The sequence below is a fragment of the Chroococcidiopsis sp. CCNUC1 genome (assembly GCF_023546805.1).
Classification (GTDB): Bacteria; Cyanobacteriota; Cyanobacteriia; order Cyanobacteriales; family Chroococcidiopsidaceae; genus Chroococcidiopsis; species Chroococcidiopsis thermalis.
In genome coordinates this window covers 4,923,780-4,950,280 of the sequence record NZ_CP097480.1, presented here as the reverse complement: position 1 = coordinate 4,950,280, position 26,501 = coordinate 4,923,780, and the positions used below count along the sequence as shown (strand labels likewise).

The window sequence follows — 26,501 nt, the reverse complement described above, 5'->3', positions numbered from 1 at the left end:
AATCTTCAGCCTTATCCCTTTGACCTGCCCGATCCTGAAGCTGAAGTCACGGCTATTTTAATAGAGAAATTGAAACAGGCTGAGTAGAACAGTAATATAGCGCGATCGCCTCTCCTCACAAAAACAAGCGATCGCGCCATGCAATACAAGTTGCGTCGCTGACTGTAGCGATCGAAGATAAATATTTAGGTAGTGCGATCGCACCTCATGGCTCGATAGGATGTTATTGGAACCTATTGCCTGTTTTGATGTCAATGACCGAGCAACGCGATCGCGAATTGCCCTCGTCCGACCGAATCACACATGAGACAGTTAAAGAGTCTCAGAGTGACGGGATTCATGCTGTCTGGAACCAAACAACAGCAAAGATAATGCAACTTCTGCCTGTAGATCGAGCAGCACAAACGATAGTCAACTGGTTCAGCGTCAGCGATGAACGAGTAGCGGAGATTTTAGCGACGGTACGCGCCGAACTACCCACGACAGAAGCTTTACTCATTGGCAAACCCCAGGCGGGAAAAAGTTCGATCGTGCGCGGCTTAACCGGAGTTTCAGCCGAAATCGTCGGACAAGGATTTCGCCCTCATACGCAACATACCCAACGCTATGCCTATCCGACTAACGATCTGCCGCTACTCATTTTTACCGATACAGTGGGATTGGGAGATGTAAATCGAGAGACGCAAGCGATCGCCCAAGAACTGATTGGCGATCTGCAACAAGCTAGCCATTGCGCTAGAGTCTTGATTCTCACGGTAAAAATTAACGATTTTGCTACCGATAGCTTAAAACAAATTGCACAAACGTTGCGCCAGAAATATCCAGATATACCCTGCTTGCTAGCTGTCAGTTGCTTGCATGAAGTTTATCCTACAGGGACAGCGGATCACCCAGACTATCCACCTCAATTTGATGTCGTGACTCGCGCCTTTAGTGCCATTCAACAGAACTTTAGCGGCTTATACGATCGCGCGGTTCTTATCGACTTTACCTTAGAAGAAGATGGCTATAACCCAGTGTTTTATGGTTTAGAAGCCTTGAGAGATACGTTAGCTGATTTGCTCCCAGAAGCCGAAGCTAAGGCAATCTATCAGTTATTGGATGAAAAAGCAGGTCAGCAAATTGGCAACCTCTATCGGGACGTGGGACGGCGCTACATGCTTGCCTTTGCGATCGCCGCCGCTACTCTAGCAGCCGTACCTTTACCCTTTGCTACCATGCCCGTACTCACAGCCGTACAGGTGTCGATGGTTAGCCTCTTAGGGAAATTATACGGACAGACATTAACCCCGTCGCAAGCAGGGGGCGTAGTCAGCGCGATCGCAGGGGGTTTCTTGGCACAGGCAATCGGGCGAGAATTGATTAAATTCATTCCTGGCTTTGGTAGCGTCATCGCTGCTTCCTGGGCTGCTGCATATACATGGGCGCTAGGAGAGGGGGCTTGTGTCTACTTTGGTGACTTGATGGGAGGTAAAAAGCCCGATCCGCAGCAAATTCAAGCCGTGATGCGATCGGCGTTTCAATCAGCACAAGAACGATTTAAAGGAATTAAACGTTAAGAAACCAAAAATATTGCTAATTCTTCAGTAGAGCGGATGTTTGATGTACCGGTTCGGTGCAGCATAGATAGTATTATGCAATGCAGTAGTCTTTGAGGCAGAAGAGGATGGTATCTACTTTAAATGAAGCCCTAGAATTTATCGCAAATTACGTGCCACCGAAATCTCCCGATGGTCGTGTTGCTTATCCAATATTGGAAGACGGTCTGAGTTACGCAGAAATTAAGCAAAAGCTGAAAGATTTACCCTTTGACTTACCCACAGAAGTTTACGAATTATATCAATGGAGTGATGGCGGCTTTTTAGGCAACTTACCATATCCAAATCGAAGCGATCGCAGCGAATACGCTAAAATCGACAAATTTATCTCTTTAGGGAGAGCTGTATCCCTGGCGAAAGAGTGGGGGAACGGTGCTTTTCCTCTATTTGAATACGAAGATGGAGATATTTGTTTTACTGTTGGTTCTCAAGTCAAGCAAAGAGTTGCGCCTATCTTTTGTCGCCATAAATCTTCAGTTGCAGAGCAACCGAAATACGATAGCTTGACGACTATGATGGTGAAGCTGGTAGAAGGAATCCAATCGGAAACGAGTAGGAGATAAGCAAACTAATTTACTCTCTATCAATTGGAGTTTGAGCAGGTTTTACATTGTTGCAAAACTCCTATTAAGTTTTATTTTTAACTTAAAAAATCTACTGTAATATGAATTGCAACGCAGATAAAGATAGGTTTTTACGAAAAATATCCACTTAGCGAGCTTCTTTGCGTCTAACGCTACGCTTCGCCTACGGCTGATGCGTGACATAAAACTTTATCTTCACTGAGTTTGAAAAATATTTTGTACCATTTTCTTATCCGTACTTGCCGCAGCGCGATCGAGTGCGTCAACTTCACTAGCATCCAATCGCCAACCCAAAGCCCCCAAATTCTCCTTTGCCTGCGCTACCGTTTTCGCTCCAGGAATGGGAATAGTGCCTTTACATATACACCAATTAATTGCCACTTGAGACATAGTTTTATTTCTCGAACTTGCGATCTCTTGCAAGCATCCTAACAACGGACGCACTCCTGGTAATAGCTGCCGAAATAATAAACCGCGAATTCCTTTGGGAAATGAACTTTTCTCAGTATACTTTCCAGTCAAGATTCCCAACGCTAAAGGACTATAGGCAATTAATTTGATCCCCAATTCATCGCATACATCTTTAATACCTAATTCGGTAACGGGATAGGTAGATAGCAACGAATACTGAACTTGTAGTGTTGCGATCGCAACGCCGCGATCGCGCAACTTTTTATAGACTTGTTTCAGCCGTTGGGAACCATAATTTGATAAACCAACTCCCCTGACTAAACCTTGTTCGTACAAATCGGCAAGACCATCCAACAGCGCCCACTCCTGCCAAGGGGCATAATTAGCTGTAGACCAATGCATTTGCACCAAATCGACATTTCTACCCAAACGTTCAGCAGAAGCTTTACCAGCCTTAACCATCGATTGACGGGTCAATCTCCAGGGATAAGCAGCTAGTTTAGTGGCAATACAAATATTTTCTTTCCCAGTCCCCTGATATTCTCTCGCAAATCGCCCCAACAGCATTTCGCTGCGTCCGTTTAAGCGCCCAGTACCATAAGAATCACCTGTATCGAATAAAGTCACGCCATTGCTGACACAGAGATCGAATACTGCTTGTAACTGGTCGTCCATGCTTTCATCGTAGCCCCAGAGCAAGCGATTACCCCATGCCCACGTACCGCAGCCCATTTCTGGAAGGTAAAGTTGACGAGTTTGCATACTTTTCTACCCTCGTTTTAGATCCCCCTAAATCCCCTTAAAAAGGGGGACTTTGAAATGCTGATTCTCTTCATAAAAAGGAGGACTTTGAAATGCTGATTCTCTTCATAAAAAGGAGGACTTTGAAATGCTTGTTCTTCCTTTTTCAAGGGAGGCTTTGAAATGTTTGTTCCCCCTTTTTAAGGGGGCTAGGGGGATCTTCTTACTTCGCGATCGCCTCTTGCAACCGTTGTTTATCTAAATCTTTCTGATGCAAAATCAGCCACGATTCAACGAGATCGGGACCGTGTAAGTCACCAGTGAGGGCAGCACGGAGCGATCGCATCACCAAGCCTTTTTTGACGTTTTGCTCCTTCATCACCTGTTTAATAATCTCCTGGGTGCTGTCTGCGCTTAATTCAGCCCTGCCATCCAGAGCAGTGATAATTCCTTGAACCACATTATCAGCCCCCGCTTGCTTGAGTTGTTCGGTTGCTTCGGCGCTGAATTCTACAGATTTGACAAAGAATAACCGACACATATCCACAGCATCCGGTAGCCGCGTCAAACTCGCACCAACTAAGGCTGTAATTTTTTCCAACCAAGCGCGATCGCTTACCGGATCGAATTCGTATCCTGCCTCTTGCCAATAGGGTATCAGCAGATCGGTTAACTTATCTACGGGCATACTGTGCAGGTATTGACTGTTAATCCAATCTAGTTTTGCCCAGTCAAATTTTGCCCCAGCTTTATTCACGCGATCGAAACTAAAGAGCTTTGCAGCTTCTTCTAAGGTAAATATTTCTTGGGTAGAATCCGGTGGCGACCATCCTAATAATGTCATGTAATTGACGATCGCCTCTGCGACAAAACCCATTTTCTTAAAGTCAGAAATGGATGTCACCCCATCTCGCTTAGAAAGTTTCTGCCCTGTCATATTCAAAATTAAGGGCGTATGGGCAAATTCTGGCACGCTTGCGTTAAAAGCTTCGTAAAGTAGAATTTGCTTGGCTGTATTGGCAATGTGATCTTCACCGCGAATCACATGGGTAATGTTCATATCCATGTCATCCACGACAACGGCAAAGTTATATAAGGGCTGACCGATGTTACCATCCTCCGAGCGACGTGCAATAACCATATCGCCGCCCAAGTCAGTTCCTCGCCAGCGCATCTCTCCCCGTACCAAATCGTTCCAGACAATTTCACGATCGTCGTCAATCTTAAATCGAATCACAGGATGACGACCTTCAGCCGTAAAAGCTGCTTCTTGTTCTGGGGTTAAATTTCGGTGGCGGTTATCGTAGCGGGGTGCTTCGTTTCTGGCTTTTTGCGCTGCCCGCATTTCTTCCAATTCTGCTTCGGTGGTATAACAGCGATATGCTAAGCCTTTATCGAGTAAGTCTTGTACTCGTTGCTTGTAGATATCTAGGCGATCTGATTGAAATATGGGACCTTCATCCCAGTGCATACCGAGCCAGTTTAAACCGTCGAGAATATTTTGAGTATATTCAGGGCGCGATCGCTCCGTATCCGTGTCCTCAACCCGTAAAATAAACTGTCCCCCGTGATGGCGGGCAAACAGCCAATTAAATACTGCGGTTCTTGCTGTACCGATGTGTAAGTTACCAGTAGGACTGGGAGCAATACGAACGCGAATCATAGATCCAGGTGATTTAGGTTAAACCAATGTAGAGGCGTTACATTGAACGTCTCTACATCAATACATTTTAACGGGACTGACGGGGCTCGAACCCGCAACTTCCGCCGTGACAGGGCGGTGCTCTAACCAATTGAACTACAGTCCCTTAGTCGGACGATTTATCATCATGCCATGTCTATTCTAGCTTGTCAAGCACTGTAGTGAATTTTTTTCAGAGGGAGCGATCGCTTCAAGTACTTGTTTCACGATCTTAGGATGTAATACCCTGCCAGCATGGAAAGGAATTACAACCCTGGTATCTTCTTTAAAATAAATTCTGTGACTTCCTCTTGTTCTGAGCAAGATGAATCCAGCATCAAACAATAATTTTTCTGCTTCTTGGGCAGTCAATCGCGGTAACCTAGGCAACTTGTACCTCTAATGTCATTGTCGATATCTCTTTATTGAAAACATCCCGTTTTTCCTCGTCTGAGAGTGTTTCTAGGTAGAGTTCAACTGCTTCTTGAATATTTGCTTTTACTTCTTCCAATGAATCACCTTGAGTTTGGCAACCCTCTAAACCAGGAGAATAAGCATAGTAGCCATGCTCATCTTTTTCAATTACGATACTAACTTTGTAATGCATAACTACATTTCTTAATTAAATTTGTCTTCAGTCCGCAAAGGCGAACTTTGCCTGTGTATTTCCGCGAATTCTATTCGCCTATATTTTGTAATTGTACTATGTTTACATTAACTATTCATCTGCTGAACAATCTTCATTGTCTCTACGCTTACCGTACAGACTCTTGACAGTAAATCGATGACTTGGGCTTTATAATCTGCAAAGCGATAGGTATTGAATTTTTCGGCAATTGTCAGATCTTTGGGTTTCTTTTCTTTGTATTGATCCAAAATCCATTCTATGGCGGAACGGTTGCCTAAAAGATATTCCCAAGCAATTTTAGGTACGCCTTCTAAAGTTGTGTTTTCGTCTAAAATGATGCTTCCTTTAGTTTTGTCTACTTTCAACTTTGGTTTAGGTGTACGTGTATTATCTCCGCAGGGTATATCAATTTGTTTTAGAGGATAAGATTCGACGGTTTCATAATTGATATGTAAATCCATCAACTGTTTACCCCAGTTCACCCATTTATGAAAGTCTTCATAGAAGGGTAAGCGCGGAAATTCTCGTTTTAGGTTGAGTTCGTATTTTTTTCGATATTCGGGATTGTGTAATACAGCGTAGGTATAGTGAAAAATATCGAGTTTGGTAATTGCAGAGTCGTTGTAATGGTTTTGGAATTGTTCTAATCCCCAGTTGGTAATGTTGTCAATGCGGTTTCCTTCTTTGTCGTAGCGGTAGAGAGGAATACATTGAGAATCACCTGTTAGATGTAAATCAATTATTGTATTGCTAGCTAAGCAGTGAAATGATTTGGTATTTCCGATTGCTGAAACAGCTATATATTTATTATCGGGATCATTTTTATTAAAAAGATCGAGCCATTGATAAGTCATTCCATTAAAATGCTTATCAAAGTAAAGACTCATTTTAACAAACGGTCTATATATGCTTTGCTTTATACTTTGAGTATCAAAGCTCTTACTTATACGTCGCTCTAAATATTTCGTAAGTTCTCTATCCCACTTAATATCTAATCTATCCTCGTTGAAGCCAGCAAGTTTATTTTTGTATACCTCTATAAAATAGCTCATCTTTTCAGTTAGCGTTTGAGATGAAAAGTCATATACCCATTCATCACGCTGAGTTGCAATTCCTCTTGAAAAGACTTGAAACACTGCTTGTTGAGCTTTTCCAGTTTTTACATCTTTATCAACTAAAGGTATTAAATTATCAAAATCATTCTCGACCTGGTTAATCCAGTTATGTTTTTTGTCTGGTGTAATATGTTCAAAATCAAGTTGAATAAATTTATTCGTAGATAAAAAATGTAACTTAGCTTCGGCTGTATCAAATTCTGAACAGCGACTATAAAAGATTTTACAGGAATTTAGAGACGCGCTAAAGCGCGTCTCTAAATTTTTTTTCACCATAAAGCATATAGCAACACCTGTTTGAATTCCAAAAACATTATGTGTAGTACCTGAGAGTTTGGGATTCTTTCTTACATCTCCACCTAAATCAATGAGATAAATTTCGCTAAACTCATCAGCAACTATTTTTCTAAATCCATCAAAAGTTCTACCATTGATAAAAGACGAATTTGTAATAAATGATACAACGCCATTCTTACCTAAACGATCCGATGCCCAACGTAAAAATCGAGTATACATATCATATACAACGATTCTGTTCTGAGCTTTGCTCTCTCTAATATATGTATCTTTAATTCTTTTGTCTATCGCTGTGTACGTGCGATTAGCATTATTCTCATTAAAATTCCCTTGTTTAGCATTATATGGAGGATTACCAATAATTACGGAAATAGTTTTGTCATTCTGGCGCTTAATCCTCGCAGTATTTTCCACAGATAGCGCAAACATATCTAGTTGCTTCTCATGAAAACTGGTATGTTCAAGCGTATCGACAAAACAGATATTATCGAACTCCTGATATTCACCCATTTTTTGTTTATAGGTGAACTCGATATTCAAGTTTGCAATGTAATACGGCAGAATCGCCAACTCATTGCAGTGAATCTCATTCTTATATTTGTATTCAAGTTTATTCTTAGGTAAATACTCAATTAACTCAGTAATGAAAGTACCCGTACCAGTAGCCGGATCTAAAATTTCAACATCTTTATCAGCTAAAATCTTACCAAAATGTTTATGGGTTAAATAATCTACACTTTCAATCATGAACCGAACGATTTCATTCGGCTTGTAGACAATTCCTAACCTGTCAGCCGCCTTCGGATTATATGCTTTGTAAAAATTCTCGTAAACGGCTTTTAAAAACTTCTGCTTCTCATGATGGTTGTAAATATTCGCCGCAGTTCTTCTAATCACTCCATAATAACGCTCAATTGTACCGAGCAAGTTTTTCTTCGTACCACCTGTAAAGAAGGTATCGATAACTCGCTGTAATTCCCGTGCAATATTATTTTCTCTATGAAACTGCGATTCATTAAATATATTAATAAAAATATCTTCGGTCAAAATATGCTGAATCATCATTTCCCGCACATCTAACAACGTGACTTCAGGATTGATTGATTTTTTGCAAATCTCCCAAAAGTTGTTTCTACACTCTCTAAATGCTGCATTACTTTCATTTTGCCGCTCAATTGTATCTCGTAGCGCATCTAGAATTTTTGGTAAATCTTGTTTAAAAGCTCCAATTGCAGTCCGAAAATCTTTGACTTCGGGACGAACGTAATTAATAAAGGTGGAAATAACTTTATCTAACGCATCTCCATCGCGCATAGGAACGCGCAAGATTTCATTGCTACTCTGAATTAAAACTGCTGTCTGGGAATCTTCAAATAGAATGTTGCTGTCAGGATAGCCTTTCTTCAGCTTTTTATCGATTTCTTCGTCTAGATTATCAAATTGATCTTTACTTTCCCAATACCCCCAGTCTAAGCGCAAAGCGTCTTTTACTGTACCGTCAGGATAGACAAGTTTGCCATTTCTAGTTTTGTAGTCTAATTCGGGAATTAGGTAAAATTCTCTCGGTTTGCAATATTCGTTAGGTAAGTTTTGAAAAGCCACCCGAATAGAAGTTTCTTTGCGCGAACCACCGTATTGAATTACTTTATCTACTTCAGCATGATATTGACTAATTAGTAGCCTAGACATAATTCAATTTATGAATTTTTCATGTCCAAGCTAGCCTGATGAATATGAGGGAAGCTTCAGAAGGTTTGCCGATTTTTGTTATAGAGGTAGACAATAAATATTGATGTGATAGTTCAATATCTCAGTAATAATGCGCTTGAAAATTTGATGGCATTAGACAAAAGTTTGAATTGACTTCAACTCAGTAATTTTAACTACGCAAAAATTCAGGATGCATAGCTATACACCCTATACGTTGATGCACTATGTTGCTGTAATATTCTGGCGATCGCTCTCTACAACTCGTACTGTATCGATATAAGATCGTAGGATTGCGATCGCTCATTTTTACTAATGGCTTAGCAATAGAATTTGTCAGGGTTTCATAACCCAAACTCTATTGTTATATGAGAGTTAAGTCAATCAATATTGAAACCCAAGCCTAGAATTTTTACTATAGAAATTAATCTATATTCAAACAAGAAATACCCTATTTGTTAAGTTATAAAATTGTTTATTAAGTTGTGAAAAATGCTAATGACTTTTGCAACAATAAAGTCAACAATTGTTTTAGAGGAAACTAGTTTCGTCCTATCTCACCGGAGGATAAAATAATGAGCCTTGTTGCCCAAGTTATAGCTCAGTCTGATGAAGCAGATCGCTTTCTTAGCCGCACGGAATTAGATAAACTACAAGATTTTTTTAAAACTGGAGAGACGCGACTTAAAGTAGCGCAAATCCTATCGAAAAACGAGCAAAAAATTGTCCAAGAGGGTAGCCAAAGATTTTGGAAGGTGATACCAAATACTCCTAGCAACAGCGGCGATCCGAAAAAAACTGCCTTATGTCAAAGAGATCAAGCCTGGTATCTCCGACTTATTACATATGCCGTATTAGCTGGGAACATGAAACCCTTAGATGATATCGGCATAAATGGAATGCGGGAAATGTATGTATCCCTGGGTGTTCCTGTCAGTAACATTGGCAGTTGTATGCGCTCTTTAAAAGAGGTTGCTACAGGTTTAATGAGTCGCGAAGAAGCCGATCTTGTCAAACCTTATTTCGATTATTTAATCCGAGCCATGTATTAAGTTTTGGTGAGGTAATTGGAGTTTGCCCTTGTTAAGGTTTAGACAACTCAAAACATCAAACTTTCAGCACATAAATTCTGCAATTAAAAACGAAGCAATCAGTTGGAGAAAAAATTATGCAAGACACGATTACTTCTGTTATCAATCCTGCGGATCGACAAGGTAAATATCTCGATACACCTGAGTTGGAAAAGTTGAGAAAATATTTCCAAACAGGAGAGTTGCGCGTCAAAGCAGCTGCTACTATCAGTGAAAATGCCTCTAGTATTGTTAGCCAAGCGGTAGCAAATTCGCTCCTATATGGAGATATCACCTGTCCTGGGGGTAATATGTATCCCACTCGTCGCTATGCAGCCTGCATTCGCGATTTAACCCTATTCTTGCGTTATGCTACCTACGCTATGTTAGCTGACGATCCTTCCATTATTGAAGAGCGGGTTCTTTTTGGGTTGAAGGAAACTTTCAGTACTCTGGGTGTTCCGATTCAACCCACCGTGCAAGCAATTCAAGCATTAAAGGAAGTCACGACTCGTTTAGTTGGTGCGGAAGCTGGGCAAGAAGTTGGGACGCATTTAGACCACATTTGTAGTGGTTTAAGTCAGTGACTGGTAGCTAGTTACCAGGTCGTTTAGATCCCCCAACCCCCTTAACAAGGGGGGCTTTTAGTTACCCCCAACCCCCCTAATAAGGGGGTCGTTTAGATCCCCCAACCCCCCTTAACAAGGGGGGCTTTTAGATCCTGTATCTTGCCACCAGTCACCAGCCATCGATAACTGATAACTTTGTACAGACGTTACATGTAACGTCTTTACACTGATAGCTGTTAACCCCCATACAACTTGCTAGATTTTTGTTTTTGGTAAGTAGTCTCGTAAAGATTCTGAGGCATGGGTGAGGGGTATTCTAATTTCGATTTTCCCTCACGACTAGAGCTTTCGTAAAAAGTCTTTTCTTCGTCATTGGGATAGTTGAATTGGTAAAGCACTTGTCGATGATTGGGCTGTAATTTTGTCCTTGTGGATGCAACTGAATTTGAAGAGGGTTCGTAAAGATAGTTCAAAGATTTTTGAGCAGATTCTTGGTAAGCAAAAGCTGGCTGAAGCTCAACTTGAGGAGATTCATAGAATGTATTCCAATTGGGTTGAGGCTGATGGCTGAAAGATCGCTGATACGCTACATTTGCAGTTCTAATTTCCGAGAAAGCTGCTTTCCAAGATTGTAGAACGGGTTCAAAGTAGCCAGATGCCAATCCAAAATGCCAAAGGGAACCTTGAAGAGTGAAGAACGATAGGTAAAAGTAGGTATTTGCCAACCAAACGCGAGTTGTAGGTTCTAATTGGTTTGGGTCAAAGTAGTGCGGTAATAAGGACGATTTGAGGCTTAAGGGCGCACCATAAAACTCAACTGGGTAGGCGAGGGTATTAAATCCGCAAAAGTAAGAGCCAGCAAATCCTGTCAAAGCAAGACTAAATAGAGAGTAAGAAAGAATGGCGTTACCAGAGAAGAGAAAACGTCGTTTGACCCAATCCCACGGTTCGCTAATCATGTGCCATATTCCTGCCACAATTAACAGCGCACCAACATAAATGTGACCGCCAACAACATCTTCGAGATTGTTGACATCAAAAAGATGACCGATGCGATCTATAATTATTCCAGGACTTAAAGTGGGATCGGTAACGACGCGCACTTGTCCGATATTAGCATCGTAAAGTCCGCCAAAAAACATGGCTTTTGCTACTAACAACAAAGCCCCTATTCCTAAGAAAATCAAGTGATTTCCTAAAATAAAACTCAATTTTTTGGGGTCGTCCCAACTAAAATGATATTGCCGCGCTAGAGGATTTTTGGACTCTTCTAAGCTTGCCGGAACTTGCCAGCGGTGAAATAAAGTGCCTGCTGTAAAAACTGCGGCGGAAACAAGCAGTACAACTCCAAAAGCAAAAAAGGGATAAGTGTCAGTCACTTGACCGTCAGAAACCTGACTCCAACCTTGTGTAGCCAGTCGAGGTAAGAGAAACAACCCTTGTTCTGACATCGGACGGTCGGGAGAATATCGATTAATTTCTAACAGTATCAGCGCACCAATACTAAAGGATACGATCGCAGCATGGGCAATGTGAGCAGTCAAAAATGTGCCTGATAAATTAGTTAGGCGCGCATTACCAGCCCACCAAGGATATTGGGCTTTGCGATCGCTTGCAGTTTCGATCATTATTTATTGTCCTCACTTTCAAATCGGTCTACTGAAAGTCGAGATAGCTTGTGAAAAAGCTTCTGTTACAAAACTTCAAATTAAGCGCTCAAAAATGAAAGAACGATCTTGACTTCCAAGCCAAATTCGGACGTGAAACAGCGCTGCAAAGATGGGGATTCCCTCTTTACCAATTTCGATCGCTTCAATGGAGAAAACTGTTACGATGAGCCTGCCAAGTCATGCAACAACAGTTTCAAGCAGATGCGATCGCAGTGAATGGAAATTTTAATTATTTTCATCTTTCATTATTTCGGAACTTGCAAACTATTCGCAATCACGAGAATTATTTCGTAATATTTATATATATCCTTTAATTTGCTTTTGCTAAGATTTATTAGCGATCGCGCAAAATGAAGACTAGATCGCGCGAAACGAACGCTCTTTATCGTTAAAGTAGAAACTCTAACTCCTTTCGTTCCTATGGTTGCTCTATCTCCTAGCTTGCAAGCTAGACTCTCAACACCTCTTAAAATCGGCTCGTTTGAAGTTAATAGTCGAGTCTTACAATCACCGCTATCGGGTGTAACTGACTTAGTGTTTCGCCGTTTAGTGCGCCGCTATGCTCCAGAGTCAATGATGTACACCGAAATGGTGAATGCTACAGGGCTGCACTATGTCAAAGAGCTGCCTAAAATTATGGAGGTAGAACCGCAGGAAAAACCGATTAGCATTCAATTATTTGACTGTCGCCCTGACTTTTTGGCAGAAGCAGCCATCAAAGCTGTTGAAGAGGGGGCAGATACAGTTGATATTAATATGGGTTGCCCGGTCAATAAAATTACCAAAAATGGTGGTGGTTCTTCACTGTTGCGACAACCAGAAGTTGCGGAAGCGATTGTCCGTTCTGTAGTGCAAGCCGTCGATGTACCAGTGACGGTAAAAACTCGCATTGGTTGGACGGATAAAGAAATAACCATCCTAGACTTTGCCAAGCGGATGGAAGATGCGGGGGCGCAAATGATTACCGTTCACGGGCGTACCCGCGCCCAAGGCTACAACGGTGCGGCAAAGTGGGAATGGATTGCACGGGTAAAGGAAGTGCTGTCGATTCCTGTAATTGGCAATGGCGATATTTTTTCGGTAGCAGCAGCAGTGAAGTGTTTGGAACAGACAGGTGCAGATGGGGTGATGTGTTCGCGAGGGACGCTTGGATATCCGTTTTTAGTTGGAGAAGTAGATTACTTTCTCAAGACAGGGCGAGAATTACCGTCTCCTACACCAGTCGAACTCTTGCAATGTGCTAGAGAACATCTTCAAGCACTGTGGGAATACAAGGGCGATCGCGGTGTGCGTCAAGCCCGCAAACACATGACCTGGTATGCTAAAGGTTTTAACGGTGCAGCTGAATTACGGGGACAACTCAGCGTTATTGAATCTGTGAGTGAGGGGTTAGAACTACTCGATCGCGCGATCGAACAACTCGACCGTCAGTTATCAGTTGTCAGTTAACAGTGACTAGTGACTGGTGGCTAGTGGTAAGTGGGGTATGGGGTGTTGGGTATGGAGAGGGATTGTAAATTTCTTTCTCCCTCATCTGGGCGACTCTCCCTTGTCTCCCCCCTCTCCCTTGTCTCCCTTGTCCCTCCACTCCCAACTCCTATACGGGCAGGTTTAGAAACTCGCCCCTACCGACTCCCAATAAAACAAGGCAAGAGACAACTCGATCCCTTGCCAATTTGGATCGCGCCTAACTCTTGAGAGTTTGACGCTTAAAAAGTTTTGTCGATGAAATCTTTAGCTTTATCTTTAACATCTTCTTGAGCGTGCATTGTGGCTGCATCCTCTTGTTTTGCTTGTCCTTCCAACTTATCTTTGGGATCGCCTGTCAGCTCGCTCATCGCTTCTTGAACTTTGCCTTCAACGTTCTTAGCAACTGCTTCAACTCTTTTTTCGATGCTCATATCAATCTCCTACTAAAACTACTGTAATGTCTGCTATAAGCAGGATGTAAAGTATTTATACGTATAGCTTGTGGGATGAACGAGAGATCTAACATCGCTCGTCAGTCAGATTTTCGAGGTGGCGATCGCCTATCTTAAGACCGATATCTGTGAGTCTTTAGAAAGATTTGAGTGTCAGTGCAAGAAAACAAAAAGCAGAACACTGAAGACTTACAGCTTTAAAATCGCCTTTTTCAACTATGTAATTACTATTACCAGGCTGTACCAGCATTGTTAATCGATGCTAAATAGACCTCCTGCGTGAATACTTGAATTGTCATCCACACGCGAAGCGAAACATCTGGGAGATTCTTCACTACACTGCGTTGCGTACCCTTCGGGAAGGCTTCGCCAACAGAATGACATCCATGATTTTTTGATTCATGCAGGAGGTCTAATGTATAGCTAGAGACAGCAACAATATCACCTCTCGTTATAAGCCGTACAGCAAATTTTAGGTAATTAACTGTACTAATCGATAAAATTATTTTTTAACTCTAATAAGAACAACTAATAACTTGCCGATCGAAGTTAATCACTACTCGATTTCAACCCTCGCAAACATAAAGAAATTATAAATTTATGACTGTCAGCAACTAGGAATAGATAACTCTCTTCTTGTAAAACTATCTCAAAAACCGTTCTGCTGAAGCTACCGCTACTAAAGGGGTTCAGGATTAAATCTCTATGAAGATAATCGGATTTAGCATCCGACTTTTCCGTAATTAGTAGCTGATTTCTAGTCGAACAATCGTTTTTGCAGTCCGTGGAAGTTCCGTATTTCGTTAAATCGGCATTTTCACTGAATCGACTCGCAAATTTTTCTTAAAGTTCAGCTTGTTTTTAACTATTGCCCGTAAAAATACTGTGGTTCCAATAATGAATCTAATATATATTTTTTAAGGATTTTGAAAAACTTAAAAAAAATTTGAAAGTTTTTTGACAGTTGTTGAGTATTGACGCGATATAAGAGTGCGAAGATTTTATGTAAAACAGTCAATTTATTTGATAGTAGAAATAATAAATATAGCTGAATTCACTAGGCTATAAAACAACAAAAAAGTCTGGTTGTAAAATTTCAATTTTAAAGGAGCGAGTTTATGTATTTAATGATGGTGTTAGTTGCCGCATTTGCTTATACCTTGGGTGGCATGTATATGAAACTTTCCAAGGGACTATCTGAACTCGTGCCTAGTTTGCTAGTTTATTTCTTTTTAATTGCCGGGGCTAGTATTGAAGCCATAGCCATGAACGACTCTAGTTTAGGAGTCACCTATCTTTTCGTGGTTGGGTTAGAATTTATTTTGGCATTTTTAGTTGGAGCTTTGCTTTTTCGCGAAAGCTATTCTCATGGCAACCTATTTGGTGTATCTTTGATTGTTGCCGGAATTATTCTTTTGAGTGCAGGAGAATGCTAAGCAGATGCTTCAGCGATCGCTTCATCTAAATTAAGTACTATAAAAAATTTTGACAGGGCAGTAAAATTAAACGTGTTTTCCCGATCGCCACTACAGCCACTAGTCAAAGCCCGATCGTACCTAAACAACTTCAATCAAACTTTTAAAAGAGATCTATGGGTCGTTCATTGTTGTTTCAAGACCTTAAACGTGCTATAAAAATCGGAATTTACGCCAAAAAAAATCATCTCTCAATCAGTCAGGGTATCGAACAGATAGCTCAGATGCAAGCCAGCGCTGCTCAATCCACGGTACGAGAAAGAGAAACCCAACTAATGGGAACGGCTTTGGGGAACGTAGCGATGCAGCTAGAGCGCTCTTACGTCTCGCCTCAGGGGGAGCGAGATGTCAAAATTGGCATTGTAGGCGCGGGATTGGCAGGTTTAGCTTGTGGCTACGAACTAAAACAGCAAGGCATCTCTGCCACAATTTACGAAGCGAGCGATCGCGTCGGCGGACGTTGCTATTCGCTGGGTAAAACATTCCCTGGAGCCGCGAAATTTCCTCACCAAGTCATCGAACGGGGTGGAGAACTCATCGACAGCCAAAACAAAACTATCCTGCGCTGGGCGCGACAATTTCAACTCACGCTGGAAGACGTGTCTCAGCAGCCAGGAGAATTCGCTTGCTATTTCAACGGACAGCATTACACTGAATTGGCGATTTTAGAGGAATATCAAGCGTTTCTAGCTGAAATAACGCGAGATTTACAAGAAATATCCGCCATGCCAACTGTAGATTGCTTTACGTCGGCGGACGCACGGTTTGACAAAATCAATTTATTGGAATATCTAGAAAAACACCAAGTAGGAGATACAATTAAGGCTGCGATGAATGCAGCCTATATGGCAGAATATGGGCTGGAGTTGGAAGATCAAAGCTGTCTGAATTTTTTGTTGGTGGTACGAGACATTGAAACATCACAAGCTTCTCCCTTTCAAATTTTTAGTGACGAGCGTTATCACATCGTTGAGGGTAACGAGCAAATCGTCCGAGGATTAAGCCAAGAACTCCAAGGACAGATTGAGTTGGGGATGAGACTGGTGAGGGTACGCAAGAATTCAACAAACCGCATAGAAGTCACTTTCGACAACGGCGATCGCACGATTGATGTCGCATACGATGCCGTAGTGTTAGCAATTCCTTTTGCATTACTGCGTCAAGTCGAACTAGACGCAAACTTAGAACTACCAGATTGGAAGCAAGAAGCAATTCATAAACTCGATCAAGCAACTCACGCCAAAATGATGCTGGGTTTTAACGGTCGTCCTTGGGCAGATCGTGGCAGTAGCGGTGCATCGTACTCTAATTTGTCCCACCATCAAACCACTTGGGAAACAAACCCTACTGGAGCAAGTGGCGATCGCGCCATATTAGTAGACTTTTCTAGTGGTAGAAGGGGAGCGACGCTCGATCCCAATCGCGTGCAAACAGAAGCGCACCTATTTTTGAAAGATTTGGAAAAAGTTTATCCAGGGGCGATCGCCCAAGCAACACGCGATCGCGCTGGCGATTTACTCGTACATCTAGAAAACTGGACTGCTAACCCCCTCGCCCAAGGTAGCTACTCCTGTTACAAGCCAGGGCAATTTACCACGATCTGCGGTAACGAAGGCAAGCCAGTTGACAACCTGTTTTTTGCAGGGGAACACACAAATTCTTTCTATGAATGGCAAGGCTACATGGAAGGAGCAGCCCTATCTGGGATTAAAGCCGCTAGCGACATTTTGCAACATCTCAAGCTGACCATCTTGCGATGCTGAAAATTTCCATAGCTAAAGTTTGCTAGCTAAATTTTGCATAAACCAACAAACACTCTAACAGGCGGTGATACTACCGTTTTCGGGAAGAACAATTTTTTGTAAAGAAAGAGATTAGCCCTATGGAAAAGCGATTCGATTTTTACGGTCGGCATTTGCTGCTGAATTTTTCTGGTTGTGAAGCTGACATGGACGATCTAGAACAGATCGAACGCGATATGGTCAGAGCAGTTAGTGCAGTAGGAGCTACCATTGTGGCGCATCTCAAGCACAAATTTGAACCTTGCGGTGTTTCGGTTGTGTTAATGCTTTCCGAGTCTCACGCCAGCATTCACACATATCCAGAATACCGAGCTTGTTTCTTAGACATATTTACCTGTGGCGATTTAGATGTCGTACCCTTTGGTGAAGTATTAGAAACACTCTGGCGACCGAAATGGGTGTCCAAGCAATTGCACGAAAGATTCGATCCGGCGATCGTTCAAGCCTCGCAGTTGCCTTTAATGCTGAGAAAGTGAGGTAGAAATGGTAGTGACGCACAGCCGTGCGCCACTACCAAAATAGACATCAGGAATCCATCAAATATGAGCTTAGAATTTAGTAGCTGGCTGAGCGATCAGACAACCTCAGAGGAAATTCGCCTGTTGCGGCGAGTCGGAGGTATGGAGGCTAAATCGACTCAGTTTCAAGCGATGGAATTTGCCAAAACAGCAGCTTACGGTGACGTGCTGGTGTTGGATGATACGATTCAATCGGCTGAGGTCGATGAGTATCTGTATCATGAGGCGTTGGTACAGCCAGCAATGATGACTCATCCCAATCCGCAACGAGTGTTAATTATTGGTGGTGGGGAAGGTGCAACACCGCGAGAAGTTTTGAAGCATCCCAATGTCAAATCTTTGGTGATGGTGGATTTAGATCGGGAATTGGTGGAATTTTGCCAGCAAAAACTCCCTTCTTGGCATCAAGGTGCTTTTAGCGATTCGCGATTGGAATTGTTACATACTGATGGTCGCGCATATTTGGCGCAGCAAGAAGCTCAGTTTGATGTCATTATCCTCGATATTACTGATGCTTTAGAAGAGGGACCCGCGATCGCGCTTTATACCAAACAGTTTTATTCCCTTTGTCAGCAGCGACTCTCAGAGTCGGGGGTAATGGTAGTCCAAGGGTTTTCTCTTTCGCCTCTGAAGTGGACGGAACACGCTACAATTCGGCGGACTATTCATAGTGTTTTTCCTGTCGTCCGCAGCTATTCTATCTTTATTCCCTCTTTTGCTTGTACGTGGGGATTTATTATTGCAACTAATAATATTGACCCTGCTAATTTGAGTGGAAGTGCAATCGAGCAGAGGATAGGCGATCGCAATTTAGTAGATAAACTTAAAGCATACGATGCAGTGAGTCATGCAGGTATGTTTGGCTTACCAAAAGATTTGCGGCTTAAATTAGCACAGCCAGGAAATATTCTTGAGGATGGTAAACCTCTAGTTTTTGAGTAGAAAGAAATCGTTGGCTAACACTTTATGTTAGTAAGAATTTCATCACGATCGTAGATGAAAATATGTATAAATGTAGGAGTACCTGTAACGATTGCTACTCCGTTTTTCCAGAACTAACTGAGATATTTTTTATACTCGATTGGCAATCCGTGCAGAGATTTGCAGTAATTATTTTTTCTAACTAAAATTTAAGCAATTGTTCGTGCAAAGAAGGGTAAAATTAAGCTTTTCTATATGGCACTTAGCGCGATCGCCGATGCATAATAACTACTTAAACCTCCAACAGCAGCTACGCAGTACTAATTCTCGACTATTTTTTGCTTCAGGTTTTTTGATTTTCGATTCAAACAAGGATTCATTTTAAAAAATCTCAAGTTTGACTACACGATCGAACATTTTCTTTACAATTTGCAATTATTAGTAGTGCGATCCGCTTTAGATGAAATAGCATTGGTTGAATCGAGCTTGACGACGTGTTTTTAATCGAATTTAATGAAGAGGCATCAGGTAGCTATTGAAGTTAAAATTTCCAAGTCAACAGCAAAAATTAAAAACCATGTACTTTTTTATTACTTTTTTCAGTTGATGCTAGAGGCTAGGGTTATGTTGCAATTTACTGGGAAGAGAAAATGAGTACTAGAAAAATATCGCTCTTGCAGTCAGTAGCAACCATTTTAGCTGTACAGTCTCGCTCATCTCGTCAGCAGCAAACTCAACCTCACTGCTCGCAAGTCGTGCAGAAGCGAGGTGAGATCGTTAAATTGCTTGCCAAATCCAGTCAACTATTGCTGCTAATGCCATCTTATGACGCTGCGTAAAAAGACATTAATCATTACTGGCATGACGCTATTCAGTCTATTTGTAGCGCTGTATAGCACTTCCAAAACAATTTTATTGGATGGGTTTATCCAAGTGGAAGAACAGGATGCCGATCGAAATGTCCGCCGCATCGTGCAAGCATACAATGATGAGCTGAACAAATTAAACATCATGAATGGCGACGAGGCAGAGTGGGACGGTACTTATACCGATATTGAAACTGGCAATCTTAAATATTTTCAAAACGCATTTAACTATGCTTCGCTCGTAAGATCGAATCTCGATCTAATTATGTATATCCGTCGCCGCGATCGACGCATAGTTTATAATGGCTTCATAACGCCTTATGCAAAACAGGCTTTACCAGTACCGAAAAGCCTACAAAAATACTTCCAACAACCAGAATTTCTACTACAACCAGATAATGAAGAGCGACAGCAAATGGGGCTGTTGCAGCTACCTGAAGGACTGATGTTGATTGCCGTGCGGCAAATTTTAACCAGTGAAGGCAAAGGTCCCAATCGCGGCATTCTCGTCATGGGACGCTATCTGGATGTCAAGCAGCTAGCAGCAAAAACTCACTTCGATATTGCCTTAGAGCGATTAGACCATCCGCCCATACCCTTAGACTTTCAAAGAGCAGAGCAAACTTTAATTAAAAACGAGCAAGTCTTCGTGCGATCGCTAAATGAAAGTACGATTGCTGGCTACGCGATGCTGCGAAATATGCAAGGGAATCCGGCTGCAATCTTGCGCGTAAATTTACCAAGGCAGATCTACCAACGCGGACAACTCAGCGTTCGTTATCTGGTGTGGTTATTGTTGTTGGTTGGTTTGGTCTTTAGCGTCACGACTTTACTACTATTAGAAAAATTAGTCCTGTCGCGCATAGCGCGTTTAAGCAGCGATGTCAGCCGAATCGGGGCTAGTAGCGACCTGCGTTCCCGCGTTGAAATACCTGGTAACGACGAATTAGCCTGTCTAGCCAGTACGATTAATTGGATGCTAACTCAACTGAACCAATCTCAGGCAGCACTCCTGAAAAGTGAAGAACGCTATCGCGTATTTCTCGCCCAAAGCTCCGAAGGTATTTGGCGTTGCGAATTAGAGCGACCAGTAGCAATTCAAGCTGCTCTAGAGATCCAAGTCAATGACTTTTACCAACACGGCTATCTCGCAGAATGCAACGAAGTCTTGGCACGCATGTTCGGTTACGCCAGTGTAGGTGAGATGCTAGGAGCGAGGATCGGTGAATTTTTACCCAAGTCCATTCCCGCTAATATAGAGTTTTTTCGCGCCTTCATCAGTTCTGGCTATCGCCTGGTAGATGCTGAATTGTGCGAGTTCGATCGCCACGGTAATCTCCACTACTTTCTCAACAATCTCATCGGTATTGTCGAAAATGGCTATCTAGTGCGAGTTTGGGGCGTACAACACGACATCACTGCCCGCAAACAAGCAGAAGAAGCTCTCGTCAGGGCAAAAATTGCTGAAGCTGCCAACTTAGAACTAACGCGAGAAATTAACGAGCGCAAGCGGATCGAACTCGCTCTTTCGCGTGAAAAAGAACTAGCACAAGTGACATTACACTCAATTGGCGATGCCGTCATTACCACAGATGCAGAGGGTTACGTTCAATCGCTCAATCCCGTAGCAGAAAAACTCACCCGTTGGGATGGCGAACAAGCTAGAGGACTACCCCTCGATTGTGTCTTCAAGATCGTCAATGAAATTACGCGGGAGACATTAGACAATCCCGTAGAGCGAGTTTTAGATGAAAGTCGGATTGTCAAATCCTCATACAACACCTTGTTAATCGGACGGGATGGGACGGAATTTGCGATCGATCACTCAGCTGCACCGATTTATGCTAGCGATCGCCAACTGATCGGTAGCATTTTAGTGTTTCGCGACATCACTCAAGCCAACACGATGGCGAGACAACTGGCATGGCAAGCCAGCCACGACCCCTTAACCGAACTCTACAACCGACGAGAATTTGAGAAACGTTTGGCAACTGCCGTCCACAGCGCCCAAAATGGTAGCATTCAGCACGTCCTCTGTTACCTCGATCTCGATCAATTCAAAATTATCAACGATACTTGCGGACATGCAGCCGGAGATATGCTGCTGCGTCATATTAGCAGCTTGCTACCGACTCAATTACGTAAAACCGATACTCTAGCCCGCTTAGGCGGAGATGAATTCGGCATCCTGCTCTATTCGTGTCCTTTAGAACAAGCGACTCAAATTGCTAACGTGCTGCGGCAGCAAATCAACGACTATCGCTTCGTTTGGCAAGACAAAACCTTTACCGTTGGTGTCAGCATTGGTCTAGTAGAAATTAATATTACCACTCCTAGTGTTGCTAGCGTCTTAAGTGCTGCTGATGCTGCTTGCTATGTTGCCAAAAACAAAGGGCGTAACCGCGTCCACATCTACCAACTTGACGACACCGAACTTGCCATTCAACAAGGAGAAATGCAATGGGTGACGCGCCTACCTCAAGCATTGGAAGACAACCGCTTTCGGCTATTCTATCAACCCATCGCCGCGATCGCTCCGACCAGCGTTGGTTCGCCGCATCACTGTGAAGTGTTGCTGCGGCTGGAGGATGAGACGGGAAAATTAGTCTCGCCGATGGCATTTATTCCTGCTGCCGAACGCTACCACCTGATGCACCGGATCGATCGCTGGGTGATTCAAACTTTGTTTCGTCACTTAATGCTGTCCTCAACGGCTCGTCTGCCTCATGTTTATGCAGTTAATTTATCTGGTGCAACTCTAAATGACGAACAGTTTATTTCTTTTGTTCAAGAGCAATTTGCTCTCACAGAGATTTGTCCCCAGTTAATTTGCTTTGAAGTGACGGAAACTGTAGCCATTACGAATTTAGCGAAAGCCGCAGCCGTGATGCGCCAACTCAAAGCGCTAGGCTGTAGTTTTGCCCTAGACGACTTTGGTAGCGGCATGTCTAGCTTTGCCTATCTGAAAAATTTACCTGTAGATTATTTAAAGATCGATGGGGTATTTGTACGGGAAATTGTCTCCGATCCGATCGCCGCTGAAATGGTAGCAGCGATCGCTAAAATTGCTAGCGTTATGGGTATTCAGACCATCGCTGAATTTGTTGAAGATGAGTTTATTTTAGACAAGCTGCGCCAATTAGGAGTTGATTACGCTCAAGGTTATGGCATTTCTCAACCGAAAGCGCTTACGCTCAATCGCCCTGTGACACGGCTGCATAGTCAGTTGGGGTATTGCAGTTAAATAATATCGAAGGCTCGAAATGGGATAGGGGTTGAACCGGATGTTGCGCCAACCACCGCTGAAAAGAGCGCCCACCTTGCTCGATATATGATTCAAGGACGTTCAAACAACTGCGACGATAGAAACCGCACAAAGGCTCCCAGCCTTTAGGATGGCGCGGAAGCAGAGCGATCGCCTCCTTCGGCATTTCTACCAGTTCGCGCGTCCAATCTTGCAACACTTCCAACCGCAAGCAAGGCAAATCGCACGCCAGTAACAGCACCCACTCCGTTTGTACGTGAATTAATCCTTGGGCAAAGCCTGTTAAAGGGCTATTGGTAATTGGTGAGTTGCTGGCGGCTAGTGACTGGTGACTAGAATTGCTTCCTTGTCCCCCTTGTCCCCCTTCGCCCCCTAATCCCCACTCCCTTCGGTCGCGGGGACCCCGAGTTCCCCCTTGTCCCCTTGTCCCCCTGTCCCCCTGCTCCCTGCTCCCCGCGCCCTGCTCCCTAATAAACTCACACCCAACGGGAAGCAAATGCTCATAGCGCTCTTGCCAAGGAGTCACGACGTAAACGCGATCGCATAATCCAATTGCTACCTCACACACTTTTTGCAACAACGGTACGCCATCAACTGAAAGTAGAGCTTTATCCCGTCCCATTCGCGAACTTTTACCCCCGCTAGAACGATGCTAGAAAGGGAAGTCGGGAGTGGGAGTGGGAGATTGGGAGTCGGCAATTTACCTTTTAACTTTTGACTTTTAACTTTTGACTTTTAACTTTTGACTTGCACTCATATTGCCAAATAGCGCCGTAAAAAACTCTCTAGGTTTTCCATTTTTAGATGATAGATTTCCTCTAACTGAGTAATTTCTTCGCGAGTGCAGAAAAATTCGTTGTCTAGTAAAGTGCGGAAAGTGCCTAAAGCTTTTTGCAACGACGGGTTGAACAAACCCGTTACAGTTCTAAATCCGTCTACTGCAAGTAAGGGAGGATTAATAATAATTGGCTCGATATTGAAAATCCTCCCGAGAATGTGCGGTACATCTTGCCGTTGTAATATTTCCCCGCCTCCAACGGAGAAAGTTCGATTACGCGCCTCTGGAAGCATGAATGAGTTAACAATTATTTGTGCTAAATCGTCAGTACTAACAATAGAAGTGCGGTTTTTGCCATCACCAACTAGTAAATAAAGTCCTGTTTGCCGAAATCTTTCTGCTAATGGTAGGAGGTTAGAAGCAAGTCCGGCTGGACGCAAAATTGTATAATTAATTCCGCTTGCTTGCAAATACTTTTCTACAGCACGCTTTGCTTTGAATACGGGTGCATCTTCATAACCGCGATCTGCGCCTAAGACAGAGATAAAAACAAAGTGCTGTACTTTCTGTTCTTTAGCTCGGTCGATCAACTCAATATTGGCATGGTAGTCTAGGGCGAAGGCATTGCCATCGGAACCGTGAGCGCTAACAATGTACTGTACTCCCTGACAAGCTTTTTGAATATCTCGATCGACTTGCAGATCGCCGATAAAGATTTCTGCGCCTCGATGTTCTAACTCACTATAGCGAGACAGCAGACGCACAAAAGCACGCACGGGCATTCCCCGTTCTCGGAGCGATCGCACCACCCTCCTGCCAATTCCTCCTGTTGCTCCCGTAACCAAAAACATGTTGCTAACTCCCTAGAGGATAAAATGTACGCTTGAGGCAAGTCACAAATTCTCTAGTACCTCATTCATGTTAATCACTACAACAGGAATTAGGGGGAAATTTATTCTTTCGGGTAAAAGCTTTCCGTTCGAGCAATTTAACCAATTTATTTTATAGCTGATGTCAGCAAGTCAAAAGTTTCATCTGGGCGGGTTTATTGTTAAAGAGCGCATAACTCAGGTGAGATTTATTGTTGAAATATGCGATCGCACAACCAATGAGTTTAATTGGATTAACTCAAGCATTTGACTCAGCGACCGCAATAAATAGCAAAAAACGGGCGATCGCAACTCACCCGTTATCAGTTGTCAGTGAAGAGTAACAGGTGACTAGACCAAAACTAAGAATCTAGTTCCACCAGCCACCAGCCACTAACCACTCATGACTTACTCTATTGGCTATTCACCGATAATTTCTGGTTGAGTCAACTCGTCAGACATCTCAATGATGGCGCGGATGACTGGTTTCATCATCGGATCGTCTACATTATCAAAATCTTCATAACGGCGACGCTTAGCGCGGTTGGCGACTTGGACGGTAATTCGATAGCGGTTCGATGCTGCGTCGATCAGCTCCTCCGCACGGTGCATAATTTGAGATTGGGTTGTCTCGAACTTAGAACGCTTCAGCATGGTGATTGGTCGTTGAAGATAACTCCCATTGTAAGTCACTTAACCAAAGCAACCGCTCACACATTCTTTGGTAAGGTCTTGCTTGAGGCTGTTGAAAATATCTTCTCTCGTATCGTACTGCTATGGCAATAACTTAATTTGTAATTGAGGACCGGATTTAGCCAGTCGAATCACCGTACCATTTATGACTGAAATCGATTCTGTAATTGGTTGACCATCTATATATGTGCCATTAGCGCCTAAATTCACTAACTGCCATTGCCCCCTTGTCGCATGTAATTCGGCATGGTAGCGAGAAACAACAGCACTGTATAGAATTACCTGATTGTCTGTTGCCCGTCCAACGCGGACAACAGATTCAGTTTCAAACGTCCAATTTTGGACGGGAGTACCGTTTTGAGGATGTAGCAGAGTAATTGTAATCACTTTAGCCAGGTCGAGAATAAGCTACAAGTAGCTATGAAAGTTGAAACAGAAAAGTTACTAAGTCTCCCTTACCTAAAGCAATGCGATCGCCCATCCGCAAACGGTGACGATTACCTGGTAAAAGGGGCATATTGTTGATGTAAGTTCCGTTGGAACTGCCCACATCTTCTATGTAGTAAGCATCTCCTTCAATGCGAATGTCGGCATGAATCCGCGAGACGATTTCGGAATTAGGAAACCCAGCCACGTCAACATCTGGAGGAATGCGATCGTTAGGCTTACCAATATGCACCACAGAAAGAGTTGGTGGTAGCTCGATGAGAGTATTGGTCTGGACGTGAAAGAGCTTGGCAATCTGCTGCTGCAATTGGGTTTTGGAACTCGAAACCACGGGCATTGCTGGCATGGGAGTGGGTGGGGATACTGCTGGCGGTGGTGGTGGTGTTGGTGTTGGCGGTGTGAATGGTGCTGGCGGGGGAGGAGGGTTAATACTGCTACTCTTACGAGATTCTGCGATTGGTTCTGGCTCTGGAGTCGGCGCTGGTGCTATTATCGGTTCTGGCTCTGGAGTCGCTGATAGGTCGCGATGAATGATTTCCACTACAGGTGCAGGTGTTTCTAGCTCTATAGCTGGCTCGACTCTGGGTTCCTCGACTCTGGGTTCCTCGACTCTAGGTTCTGGAACAGCCAAGCTTGGTTGAGTCGGTGGTAGGTCACCAAGATCTAGCGGCGTTCCTTCGGCGACAGTTGCTAAGTCAGCACTGAGATCGTAGCCACATTGTCCGCAGAACCTTGCATCAGTTTGTACGGGTGCGCCACAGTTAGGACAACTAGTAGTAGCTGGTAGAGGTGTGTAGCAAGCTTCGCAGGCTTGCGCCCCTTCTGGGTTGAGGTGATTGCAATTAGGGCAAACGATCATGAAGTCAATCCCTGT

At 43.2% G+C, this 26,501-nt stretch carries 28 protein-coding genes and 1 tRNA gene; 13 read left to right on the top strand and 16 right to left on the bottom strand.

Annotated elements, in window-relative coordinates; translation table 11 throughout:
* Window positions 1-57: 57 nt before the first annotated feature.
* Entirely contained in the window at window positions 58-255 is a 198-nt protein-coding gene (locus M5J74_RS22830; RefSeq protein WP_250013339.1) for a hypothetical protein, read from the bottom strand.
* Here M5J74_RS22830 and M5J74_RS22825 point away from each other — a divergent pair.
* Entirely contained in the window at window positions 255-1,559 is a 1,305-nt protein-coding gene (locus M5J74_RS22825) for a GTPase family protein (protein ID WP_250013337.1), read from the top strand. The two genes, M5J74_RS22830 and M5J74_RS22825, sit on opposite strands and share 1 nt — an antisense overlap.
* A gap of 107 nt (window positions 1,560-1,666) precedes the next feature.
* Window positions 1,667-2,161, top strand: a complete 495-nt coding sequence (locus M5J74_RS22820) for a hypothetical protein (RefSeq protein ID WP_015156299.1) — start codon at window positions 1,667-1,669, stop codon at window positions 2,159-2,161.
* Window positions 2,162-2,377: 216 nt separating this feature from the next.
* Here M5J74_RS22820 and M5J74_RS22815 read toward each other — a convergent pair whose 3' ends face one another.
* From M5J74_RS22815 to M5J74_RS22795, 6 genes are all read right to left on the bottom strand, one after another.
* Window positions 2,378-3,355, bottom strand: a complete 978-nt coding sequence (locus tag M5J74_RS22815; RefSeq protein ID WP_106217316.1) for an aldo/keto reductase — start codon at window positions 3,353-3,355, stop codon at window positions 2,378-2,380.
* 202 nt (window positions 3,356-3,557) lie between these two features.
* The gene (gene gltX, locus M5J74_RS22810) at window positions 3,558-4,997 is read right to left on the bottom strand and encodes a glutamate--tRNA ligase (protein ID WP_250013335.1); all 1,440 of its coding nucleotides are present in this window, start codon (window positions 4,995-4,997) and stop codon (window positions 3,558-3,560) included.
* Window positions 4,998-5,068: 71 nt separating this feature from the next.
* Window positions 5,069-5,142: transfer RNA gene (locus M5J74_RS22805), tRNA-Asp, on the bottom strand.
* 35 nt (window positions 5,143-5,177) lie between these two features.
* Complete coding sequence (locus tag M5J74_RS33630; protein WP_071925451.1) at window positions 5,178-5,405, bottom strand: type II toxin-antitoxin system HicA family toxin; 228 nt, start codon at window positions 5,403-5,405, stop codon at window positions 5,178-5,180.
* On the bottom strand, window positions 5,398-5,622 hold the full coding sequence (locus M5J74_RS22800) for a type II toxin-antitoxin system HicB family antitoxin (protein WP_015156295.1): 225 nt from the start codon (window positions 5,620-5,622) through the stop codon (window positions 5,398-5,400). Before M5J74_RS22800 ends, M5J74_RS33630 begins: the two co-directional genes overlap by 8 nt.
* 107 nt (window positions 5,623-5,729) lie before the next feature.
* The gene (locus M5J74_RS22795) at window positions 5,730-8,744 is read right to left on the bottom strand and encodes a type ISP restriction/modification enzyme (protein ID WP_250013333.1); all 3,015 of its coding nucleotides are present in this window, start codon (window positions 8,742-8,744) and stop codon (window positions 5,730-5,732) included.
* Window positions 8,745-9,337: 593 nt separating this feature from the next.
* Here M5J74_RS22795 and apcD point away from each other — a divergent pair.
* Window positions 9,338-9,814 carry an allophycocyanin subunit alpha-B gene (gene apcD / locus M5J74_RS22790; RefSeq protein ID WP_015156293.1) on the top strand — a complete coding sequence of 159 codons (477 nt, stop codon included), beginning with the start codon at window positions 9,338-9,340 and terminating at the stop codon, window positions 9,812-9,814.
* Window positions 9,815-9,930: 116 nt separating this feature from the next.
* Window positions 9,931-10,419 (top strand): allophycocyanin subunit beta, encoded by a 489-nt coding sequence (locus tag M5J74_RS22785; protein ID WP_015156292.1) that lies wholly within the window; start codon window positions 9,931-9,933, stop codon window positions 10,417-10,419.
* Window positions 10,420-10,637: 218 nt separating this feature from the next.
* On the opposite strand, the gene M5J74_RS22780 is transcribed toward M5J74_RS22785, so the two are convergent.
* A complete protein-coding gene (locus M5J74_RS22780; protein ID WP_250013324.1) occupies window positions 10,638-12,029 on the bottom strand; it encodes a chlorophyll a/b binding light-harvesting protein in 1,392 nt (463 codons plus the stop codon).
* A gap of 108 nt (window positions 12,030-12,137) precedes the next feature.
* Here M5J74_RS22780 and M5J74_RS22775 point away from each other — a divergent pair, with 108 nt between their 5' ends.
* Together M5J74_RS22775 and dusB are read left to right on the top strand one after the other, a co-directional pair.
* Window positions 12,138-12,287: a hypothetical protein gene (locus tag M5J74_RS22775; protein WP_158631782.1), complete on the top strand. Its 150-nt coding sequence runs from the start codon at window positions 12,138-12,140 to the stop codon at window positions 12,285-12,287.
* A gap of 204 nt (window positions 12,288-12,491) precedes the next feature.
* On the top strand, window positions 12,492-13,520 hold the full coding sequence (gene dusB, locus M5J74_RS22770) for a tRNA dihydrouridine synthase DusB (protein ID WP_015156290.1): 1,029 nt from the start codon (window positions 12,492-12,494) through the stop codon (window positions 13,518-13,520).
* Here dusB and M5J74_RS22765 read toward each other — a convergent pair.
* Both M5J74_RS22765 and M5J74_RS22760 read right to left on the bottom strand, forming a co-directional pair.
* A complete protein-coding gene (locus M5J74_RS22765; protein ID WP_250013322.1) occupies window positions 13,513-13,659 on the bottom strand; it encodes a hypothetical protein in 147 nt (48 codons plus the stop codon). The two genes, dusB and M5J74_RS22765, sit on opposite strands and share 8 nt — an antisense overlap.
* Before the next feature lie 121 nt (window positions 13,660-13,780).
* Complete coding sequence (locus M5J74_RS22760; protein WP_015156289.1) at window positions 13,781-13,972, bottom strand: hypothetical protein; 192 nt, start codon at window positions 13,970-13,972, stop codon at window positions 13,781-13,783.
* Window positions 13,973-15,111: 1,139 nt separating this feature from the next.
* Here M5J74_RS22760 and M5J74_RS22755 point away from each other — a divergent pair.
* Window positions 15,112-15,429, top strand: a complete 318-nt coding sequence (locus M5J74_RS22755) for a multidrug efflux SMR transporter (RefSeq protein WP_015156288.1) — start codon at window positions 15,112-15,114, stop codon at window positions 15,427-15,429.
* Here the strand turns inward: M5J74_RS22755 and M5J74_RS22750 are convergent.
* Window positions 15,426-15,563 carry a hypothetical protein gene (locus M5J74_RS22750; RefSeq protein WP_250013321.1) on the bottom strand — a complete coding sequence of 46 codons (138 nt, stop codon included), beginning with the start codon at window positions 15,561-15,563 and terminating at the stop codon, window positions 15,426-15,428. The two genes, M5J74_RS22755 and M5J74_RS22750, sit on opposite strands and share 4 nt — an antisense overlap.
* Window positions 15,564-15,584: 21 nt before the next feature.
* Between M5J74_RS22750 and M5J74_RS22745 the strand changes: the two genes are divergently transcribed.
* The 5 genes from M5J74_RS22745 (at window position 15,585) to M5J74_RS22725 (ending at window position 22,819) form a co-directional block, all read left to right on the top strand.
* On the top strand, window positions 15,585-17,231 hold the full coding sequence (locus tag M5J74_RS22745; protein ID WP_250013320.1) for an NAD(P)/FAD-dependent oxidoreductase: 1,647 nt from the start codon (window positions 15,585-15,587) through the stop codon (window positions 17,229-17,231).
* Window positions 17,232-17,350: 119 nt separating this feature from the next.
* Window positions 17,351-17,746: an adenosylmethionine decarboxylase gene (gene speD / locus M5J74_RS22740; RefSeq protein WP_015156286.1), complete on the top strand. Its 396-nt coding sequence runs from the start codon at window positions 17,351-17,353 to the stop codon at window positions 17,744-17,746.
* 66 nt (window positions 17,747-17,812) lie between these two features.
* The gene (locus M5J74_RS22735; protein ID WP_250013318.1) at window positions 17,813-18,730 is read left to right on the top strand and encodes a fused MFS/spermidine synthase; all 918 of its coding nucleotides are present in this window, start codon (window positions 17,813-17,815) and stop codon (window positions 18,728-18,730) included.
* Window positions 18,731-19,359: 629 nt separating this feature from the next.
* On the top strand, window positions 19,360-19,548 hold the full coding sequence (locus tag M5J74_RS22730) for a hypothetical protein (protein ID WP_106166755.1): 189 nt from the start codon (window positions 19,360-19,362) through the stop codon (window positions 19,546-19,548).
* A complete protein-coding gene (locus M5J74_RS22725; RefSeq protein ID WP_106218740.1) occupies window positions 19,535-22,819 on the top strand; it encodes an EAL domain-containing protein in 3,285 nt (1,094 codons plus the stop codon). The genes M5J74_RS22730 and M5J74_RS22725 overlap by 14 nt, the downstream gene beginning before the upstream one ends.
* On the opposite strand, the gene M5J74_RS22720 is transcribed toward M5J74_RS22725, so the two are convergent.
* Together M5J74_RS22720 and M5J74_RS22715 are read right to left on the bottom strand one after the other, a co-directional pair.
* Window positions 22,770-23,462, bottom strand: coding sequence for a molybdenum cofactor guanylyltransferase (locus M5J74_RS22720; protein WP_199755537.1), 693 nt, complete (start codon window positions 23,460-23,462; stop codon window positions 22,770-22,772). The genes M5J74_RS22725 and M5J74_RS22720 overlap by 50 nt on opposite strands.
* A gap of 131 nt (window positions 23,463-23,593) precedes the next feature.
* Window positions 23,594-24,469, bottom strand: coding sequence for an SDR family oxidoreductase (locus M5J74_RS22715; RefSeq protein WP_015156281.1), 876 nt, complete (start codon window positions 24,467-24,469; stop codon window positions 23,594-23,596).
* A 233-nt stretch (window positions 24,470-24,702) separates the two neighbouring features.
* Here M5J74_RS22715 and M5J74_RS32880 point away from each other — a divergent pair, with 233 nt between their 5' ends.
* Entirely contained in the window at window positions 24,703-24,831 is a 129-nt protein-coding gene (locus tag M5J74_RS32880) for a hypothetical protein (protein ID WP_256498587.1), read from the top strand.
* A 76-nt stretch (window positions 24,832-24,907) separates the two neighbouring features.
* Here the strand turns inward: M5J74_RS32880 and M5J74_RS22710 are convergent, their stop codons facing one another.
* The 3 genes from M5J74_RS22710 to M5J74_RS22700 all read right to left on the bottom strand — a co-directional run bounded on the left by M5J74_RS22710 (window position 24,908) and on the right by M5J74_RS22700 (window position 26,486).
* Complete coding sequence (locus M5J74_RS22710; protein ID WP_015156280.1) at window positions 24,908-25,141, bottom strand: DNA-directed RNA polymerase subunit omega; 234 nt, start codon at window positions 25,139-25,141, stop codon at window positions 24,908-24,910.
* A 120-nt stretch (window positions 25,142-25,261) separates the two neighbouring features.
* A complete protein-coding gene (locus M5J74_RS22705) occupies window positions 25,262-25,567 on the bottom strand; it encodes an FHA domain-containing protein (RefSeq protein WP_015156279.1) in 306 nt (101 codons plus the stop codon).
* 31 nt (window positions 25,568-25,598) lie between these two features.
* Window positions 25,599-26,486, bottom strand: a complete 888-nt coding sequence (locus tag M5J74_RS22700; RefSeq protein ID WP_015156278.1) for an FHA domain-containing protein — start codon at window positions 26,484-26,486, stop codon at window positions 25,599-25,601.
* Between the last annotated feature and the right edge of the window lie 15 nt (window positions 26,487-26,501).